This is a genomic window from Chloroflexota bacterium, from assembly GCA_026713825.1.
In the GTDB taxonomy this organism is placed as follows: Bacteria; Chloroflexota; Dehalococcoidia; order Lucifugimonadales; family UBA1127; genus UBA1127.
On record JAPONS010000006.1, the window covers coordinates 1 to 7091 of the forward strand.

5 protein-coding genes are annotated in these 7091 nt (G+C 68.2%); 1 reads left to right on the plus strand and 4 read right to left on the minus strand.

Going from position 1 to position 7091, the window contains the following annotated elements:
- Positions 1-403 precede the first annotated feature (403 nt).
- The 4 genes from OXC99_00165 to OXC99_00180 all read right to left on the minus strand — a co-directional run bounded on the left by OXC99_00165 (position 404) and on the right by OXC99_00180 (position 5906).
- Positions 404-1516 carry a Gfo/Idh/MocA family oxidoreductase gene (locus OXC99_00165; protein MCY4623415.1) on the minus strand — a complete coding sequence of 371 codons (1113 nt, stop codon included), beginning with the start codon at positions 1514-1516 and terminating at the stop codon, positions 404-406.
- Between the two features lie 52 nt (positions 1517-1568).
- Positions 1569-2261, minus strand: a complete 693-nt coding sequence (locus tag OXC99_00170; protein ID MCY4623416.1) for an alpha/beta hydrolase-fold protein — start codon at positions 2259-2261, stop codon at positions 1569-1571.
- A 42-nt stretch (positions 2262-2303) separates the two neighbouring features.
- Entirely contained in the window at positions 2304-3101 is a 798-nt protein-coding gene (locus OXC99_00175) for an SDR family oxidoreductase (protein ID MCY4623417.1), read from the minus strand.
- Between the two features lie 603 nt (positions 3102-3704).
- Positions 3705-5906, minus strand: a complete 2202-nt coding sequence (locus OXC99_00180) for a bifunctional (p)ppGpp synthetase/guanosine-3',5'-bis(diphosphate) 3'-pyrophosphohydrolase (protein MCY4623418.1) — start codon at positions 5904-5906, stop codon at positions 3705-3707.
- Between the two features lie 150 nt (positions 5907-6056).
- Here OXC99_00180 and hisS point away from each other — a divergent pair.
- Positions 6057-7091 (plus strand): histidine--tRNA ligase (gene hisS / locus OXC99_00185; GenBank protein MCY4623419.1); only part of this gene is annotated, 1035 nt, incomplete at its 3' end.

A 7091-nucleotide genomic window follows, 5' to 3' on the forward strand; every position in this document is an offset into this window, starting at 1 on the left:
CGTGGCGGGCGGGGGCGGCTGGGGGGGGGGGGGGGGGGGCGCCCGGGGCGCCCTCGGGGGCCGGGGGGGGGGGGCGGCGGCCCCCCCCGGCGGGGGGGGGGGGGGGGGGGGGGGGGGAGTCCCCTACCCCCGCAGTCTCGACTCTAACGCCCGCCCCAACCCCAACCTCCATTCCGGCGAAAGCCGGAATCCAGAAACCCCGCATCCGACAACCCCGCAACCGCCAACCCCTTCACCCCCAGCCTCATACCGGCGAATGCCGGTATCCAGAACCCCCGCATCCAACCCCTCCCCCAACCGCCAACCCCTTCACCCCCTACCGTCATTCCTGCGTAGGCAGAGCCTGCCCCCGCGAAGGCGGGGGAATCCAGACGGGCGGCGGGGCCGGGGTGGCGCGGCCCCCTTACCCCCGCACCCGCTGCCGCTGCCCCGTCTCCGACGCCCGCTCCACCGCATCCAGCAGTCGGTGCAAGTCCGCCGCCTCCTGAAAGTCCGGCACCAGCCCCGCCGGCCCTCCGGCAATCTGCTCGCCGAAGCGCCGGTACATCTGCGCCACGTGGAACGGCGCTCCCTGCGGCGCCTCGTCCGGCGTCCACACGTCGTCCACGTCGATGGGGATGTCCTCCAGCCGCTCATCGCCCGCACGGCCGCCCTGAATACGAAGCGGGTTGGTGTTCGGCCCCCCGGCCGACGTCGCCACCAGCATGCCGTCCCTGCCCACGATCTCCATGCGAAAGCCGGGGCCAAGCTGCGGCGCGCTGCCGATTGACGCGGACACGATGGCGCCGTTCTCCAGCGTCCCGCTCACCGCGATGGTGTCGATGGCGGTGACATCCACCGTCCGGCCCGTGTCCGTCTCGTCCCATATGGGGATGCGGACGCCGACCTGTCCCGACACCTCGGCGAAGGGGCTCACGGCGAACTGCAGTGAGTCGATTGAGTGGCCGAAGGTGATCGTAAAGGCGCTCGCCCCCGCCTCCTTGGCTGCTCGCCATGTGCCGTCGGCGGGCCGGGCGGTGATGCCCGCGGCGGTGTGCGTCAGGCTGCACGACAATACCTCGCCGACGTAGCCCTGCTGCACCATCTGCCGCAACTTGAGCACCGTCGGCGAGCAGCGTCCCTGCAGCCCCACCATCGTGTGGACGCCTTTGGCCTTGGCCAGGTCGGCCATCTCCCGCGCCTCCGCCTGCGTTGCGCCCAGCGGCCACTCCGTGTAGACGTGCTTCCCGGCCTCCAGCGCCGCCATCGTCAGCTCGTGGTGGTACGGCACCTTGACCGCGATGGACACCACGTCGATGTCCGGGTGTACGACCATCGCCCTGTGGTCGTGGAAGCTCAGCGGCACGTTGAACCGCTCCGCAGAGGCCGCCGCCGTTTCCGGGCGGCTCGTGCAGACGGCCGTCAGCGCCAGCTCCGGCAGCTTCTCCAGCGCAGGCACGTGGGCCCGGCTCCCCCAGCCATAGTCGACATTCACGCCAATGAGCCCCACGCGAAGGGGCCGAGTGCTCGTAGTCACAGTATCCTCCCGGGTAAAGATTGCGGGGGCATTGTACCAACCCCGTCGAGGTTTAGCCCTGTTCCACCGGCGGCAGCACCCCGCGCAGCCACGCCGACAGGTCGCCGACAAGCTGTCGGCTGATCTCGTGTCCCATCGCGTACTCGTGGTACTCCGTCTGGTATCCCTCGGCCTCCAGGAAGCCGCGCATCATCCGCGCCTGCTCCACGGAGATCTGCGGGTCGAACTCCCCGTGCCCGACGAACACCGGCTGCGTCCGCTCCGTCGGCAGCAACCCGAGCAGGTGCTCCGTGTCGAACACCGCCGCGCCGAGCGCCACCACGCCCGCGAAGAGGTCCGGCTTGCTCAGCCCGCACAGGTAGGCCATCCGTCCGCCCTGCGAGAATCCCCCCAGCACCGCGTTCCCCGGCTCGACGCCATACGCGTCCATCACCTCGCCGAAGAACCCCAGCAGCTTCTCGCGGCTCTTGGCGTCCTCCTCCGGGTCCCGCCGCCGCTCAGGATGCGTCCAGCTATAGCCCACGTACCCCGGCGCAAGCTCCAGCGACTCCGGTCCGTTGGGAAACGCGTACACGTACCCCCGAGGGTTGATGACCGGCGAGAGCCCCGCCAGGTCCTCCATGCTCGCCCCAAACCCGTGGAGCATGATGACCATCGGGTACTTGCGGTTGGGGTCGTAGCCGTCCGGGTGAACGGTCAAATAGCGGAGGTGCGAGCCCGCAAACTCCTGCGCTTCCATTGCCATGGTGAAGGCGCCCTTTCTGCCGCGCTCCTGCGGCGAGAAGTCCTATTCCATGTACATCCCGCCGCCCACGTGGAGCGTCTGCCCTGTCGTGTACCCGGCGTCGTCCGAGGCCAGGAAGACGCACGCCGCGGCCACCTCCTCAGGCGTGCCCAGTCGCGCCATCGGGATGTTCTGCCGCCGCGAGGCGTCGTCCGGCACGACGACTGCCGGTTGGCCCGCGGCGTACGCGTGTTGGTCGAAGCGTTCCGTGTCGATCGACCCCGGCGCGACGACGTTTGCCCGCACGCCCAGCCTGCCGTAGTCGAAGGCGATGCCGCGCATCAGCCCGAGGAGTCCCGCCTTGGCCGCCGCCACCGCCGCGCTGTCCTTCCGCACGCCGAACGCGGCCATGCCCGAGATGGCGATGATGCTCCCCGATCCCGCCTCCACCATGTGCGGAAGCGCAGCCCGCGAAAGGTAGAAGGCCGCGTCCAGGTCAACGCCCATGACGCGACGCCACTCGTCGTTGGTGAACTCCGTGATCGGCTTGTGCGGGCGTACCGCCGCGTTGTGCACAAGCACCCCCACCGGCCCCAGCGCCGCCGATACCTCGTCCATCATCCGGTCCACCCGCTCCGGGTCCGACACGTCGGCCAGCACAGGAAAAGCCCGCCCGCCCCGGTCCTCGATAAGCCTGGCAACTTCCTCGACATTCTCCCGGTTCTGCAACCCATTGACCGCCACGCTCGCGCCCTCGGCCGCCAGCCCCAGCGCAATAGCCCGCCCAATGTTCCGCCCAGCCCCGGTAACCAGCGCCACCTTGCCCTCAAGCTTCAAAACAGCCCCCATCCACTCCGACATGCGACCCGCCCATTATGCCCATCGCCACCCGCCCCCTCAACCCGCCTCTCCCAGTCGCGTCACTCCTCCACCCTCTCCCGCGTCATTCCTGCGAAGGCAGGAATCCAGAGGCACGGCGCCTCCACCCACAACCCCCGTCGCACCTGCCATTCCCCTGAAACCCCGCCGTAGGGGCGGTTCGCGAACCGCCCGTCCCGCAGCAGCGGGACCCCCTCCGCCCCCAGCAGCGCTTGCCAGACCCACACCCTCTGCGGTCGTCCCTGCGCAGCCAGGAACCCCCACGTACCTGCCCACCCTGACACAACCCCATAGCGCGCAACGAGCCGCCCGAGCTACCCTCACTCCATGACAAACGCACCCAGCCCCATCCATCACGACAACAGGGGCCGCGCAACCACCGCCGGCCCCGCAAAAGCACACCAAAACTGCAACAAAATGCAGTCTTTTGTAACTCGTAGGCGGCTCGTCAAGGCTCAACACGCCCAGGGCGTGTTCAATCGAGTCGTATCTGTAGAGGGCAGTTTCGTAGGGGATCGTTCTGCAAAAAGAACACTGAAGCGACTCGAATCGAATCGAATAAAGCCGGCCGTGGAAGGTCGCCAGCTACGCCCGGGTCCCCGCAGTGTCGGCCGTCGTGCGAGACACGTTGATGACGCCCTTGATCCCGTCCAGCCGCGTGAACAGCCGCGAGAGCTGCGCCACCCCCGTCGTGTACAGCGTCAGCGTGATGACCGCCGTCCCGTCGCCCGGCTCCCCCGTCACCACCCCCGCGATGTTCACCTTCTCGCCCGCCACCATGACGGTGATGTCCCGCAGCAGCCCCACGCGGTCCCACCCCGTGATCTCGACGCGTACCGGGTGCAGGTCTTCGGTCGGCCCCCACGTGACCTCCACCAGCCGCTCCTTCTCGTCCTCATGGATGATGTTCGGGCAGCTCGTCCGATGCACGGTCACGCCGCGCACCCGGGTGATGTACCCGATGATCGCGTCGCCCGGCACCGGGTTGCAGCACCGGGCCGTGCGCGTCAGCAGGTCGCCCGTGCCCAGCACCTTGATGCCCGTCGTCGGGCTCTCCGGCGGCTGCACCGGGTGCGTCGCCGCGATGACCGCCGGCTCCTGCTGCGGCGCCAGCCGCGTCTCCACCTGCGTCGCCGTGATGTCGCCCCGCCCCAGCGCCACGTGCAGCGCCTCGACGCTGTCGTACTTCAGCGCCTTTGCCGCGGCCGCCTCCGTCAGTGAGCGGGGCAGCCTGCGCAGCGTCTTCGTCAGCAGCTCATGCCCCTGCTCCATGTGCTCGCTGCGCTCCAGCCTCCGGAACCACTGCCGGATCTTCTGGTGCGCCGACGCCGTGTTCACGTACCCCAGCGCCTGGTTGAGCCAGTCCATGCTCGGCCCGCGCGTCACCTTGCTGGTGACGATCTCCACCGTGTCGCCGTTCTGCAGCGGCGTGTCCAGCGGCACCAGCCGCCCGTTCACCTTCGCCCCGATGCACTTGTGCCCCAGCTCCGTGTGGATCAGGTACGCAAAGTCGATGGGCGTCGAGTTCGTCGGCAGCTCCCGCACGTCGCCCTTCGGCGTGTACACGAAGACCTGGTCCTTCAGGATGTCCGTCTTGACCGACTCCAGGAACTCGTCCGTGGCCACCACCTCGCGCTGCCACTCCAGCAGCTGCCGAAGCCACGTCATCTTCTCCTCGAACTGCCCGTTCTTGGCGTTGCCGCCCTTCTTCTTGCTGATCTCCTTGTACGACCAGTGCGCCGCGACGCCGTACTCCGCCAGCTCGTGCATCTCGTACGTGCGGACCTGCACTTCCATCGGGATGCCGCCCTCGCACATCACCGTCGTGTGCAGCGACTGGTACAGGTTCTCCTTCGGCGTCGCGATGTAGTCGTCGAACTGCCCCGGCACCGGGTGCCACAGCTGGTGTACGACGCCCAGGGTGTTGTAGCAGTCGCCCTTGGTCTCGACCAGGATGCGGATGGCGTACAGGTCGCGGATCTCGTCGTACTCCCGCCCGATGTCCGCGTACTTGTTCATCTTCTGGTAGATGCTGTAGATGCTCTTGGGCCGGCCGTAGACGCTCCCCTGGATCTCCGCAGCCTTCAGCTCAGAGCGCACCCGCTGGCACTGCCGGTTGAGGAACGCCTCGCGCTCGGCCCGGCGGATCGCCAGCTTGCGGGAGATCTCCTTGTACACGTCCGGGTTGAGCGTGCGGAAGGCCAGGTCTTCCAGCTGCCACTTGATGTCCCACATGCCCAGCCTGTGGGCCAGCGGCGCGTAGATGTCGAGCGTCTCCTGCGCGATCGCCCGTTGCCGGTCGGGAGGCAGCGGCGCCAGCGTCTGCATGTTGTGCAGCCGGTCCGCCAGCTTGATGACTACGACCCGCACGTCCTCCGCCATCGCGACCAGCATCTTGCGAATGCTCTCCGCCTGTGCGTCCCGTTCGAGGACCTCCTCCGCGGACTTGTTCTCTGTCAGCAGGTCCAGCCGCGTCAGCTTGGTGACGCCGTCGACCAGCCGCGCCACCTCCGGCCCGAACATGCCGGACAGGTCGCCATGCGTCATGCCGGTGTCTTCGATGACGTCGTGGAGGAGCGTGGCGGCCAGCGTGGCGGAGTCCTGCCGGAGGTCTGCAAGGAAGAGGGCTGCGTTGAGGGGGTGCTCGATGTAGGGTTCGCCGGACTTGCGGAACTGGCCTTCATGCTGGGAGGCGGCAAACTCGTAGGCCTGCTCCACAAGGAGAAGCCGGTCTTCAGATAAGTACGTGCTTGCCTTGTCCAAAAGGTCGGACAGTTGAACGGCCATGTCACCCCTGCCCGTTTGCGCTATTGGATTCTAGTCTATCACGATTGGGCCATTTGACCAGTGCCCGGCAATACGGTTTGCTTTACGCTTCCAGACCCATTGGGTATGCTTGAAACGCCTGAAATACGTTCGGAACCGGAGGAAATCCCCGTGCAGTTTCGCCTTCCAAGGGGCACCCAGGACAGGCTCCCGGAGGACCAGCCGTACTGGGAGTACGTCACGTCCGTCGCCCGCGAGCAGGCCCGCCGCTTCGGCTACGGCCAGATCGACACCCCCGTATTCGAGAACGCGGGCCTCTTCCACCGCGGCATCGGCGAGGGCACCGACATCGTCGAGAAGGAGACCTACACCTTCCCCGATCGCAGCGGCGAGGACGTCACCCTCCGGCCCGAGGGCACCGCGCCCGTCTGCCGCGCCTACCTCGAGCACGGCATGCACACCCGGCCCCAACCCGTGCGCATGCACTACTTCTGCCCCATCTTCCGCTACGAGCGCCCTCAGGCCGGCCGCCTGCGTCAGCACCACCAGTTCGGAGTCGAGGCCATCGGCGACGGCGACCCCTCTATTGACGCGGAGGTCATCGACCTCGGCTGGCGTTTCACGACGGCCCTCGGCCTGCAGGGCCTCTCCCTCGCCATCAACAGCATCGGCGACCCATCCTGCCGTCCCCAGTATCTCGCGGCCCTCAAGGACTACTACACGCCGCGTCTCGGCGAGGCCTGTCCCGATTGCCGGATGCGCTACGACCGCAACCCGCTCCGCATGCTCGACTGTAAGCGCGCAGACTTCGCCTGCCAGGACCTCGTCGCCGAAGCCCCGCGCATCACCGACCTCCTCTGCGCCGCCTGCGACGACCACTTCGCCAGGCTGCGGCGGTACCTGGAAGCCCTCGAAATCCCCTACTTCATCAACCCCACCCTCGTGCGCGGCCTCGACTACTACACCCGCACCGTCTTCGAGATCCTCCCGCCTGAGGAGGGCGCCCAGAGCGTCGTCCTCGGCGGCGGCCGCTACGACGGCCTCATCGAGCAGCTCGGCGGACGCCCCACCCCCGGCATCGGCTTCGGCTCCGGCATAGAGCGGCTCATCCTCAACGTGAAGCGGCAGGAGGGCGCCGCGCTGGCCCATGGCGTCCCCGTCGGCGCCGGCGTCGGCCGCCCCGGTGAGGGCGCGGGCGCGCGCCCC